At 71.6% G+C, this 236-nt stretch carries 1 pseudogene; it reads right to left on the reverse strand.

The annotated features are described in order from the left end of the window. A pseudogene (locus tag BST12_RS30250) lies at positions 1 to 236 on the reverse strand (DNA polymerase Y family protein); the annotation flags it as partial.

Here is a 236-nt window from a genome sequence, read left to right on the forward strand (position 1 = left end):
GCCGGGATCGCCGTCCAGCAATACCTGAGCGCGCGCGGTGCGGCCACTCGCCCGATCCGGATCCCACCACCGCTCGTCGTCCGGCCACGGTCCGGCCCACCAGCGCAGCCGATCGTCTCGGCCACGAACCCTCAGCCGCGCCGGGTCCGCGGAGAACATCCCCCGGCTGGTCACCCGTATCGGGTTTCCTTGGGCGTCAAGCAAGTCCACCGGATCGTCGAACAGCACCGCCGGCG

Origin of the sequence: Mycobacterium angelicum (assembly GCF_002086155.1) — a bacterium.
Classification (GTDB): Bacteria; Actinomycetota; Actinomycetes; order Mycobacteriales; family Mycobacteriaceae; genus Mycobacterium; species Mycobacterium angelicum.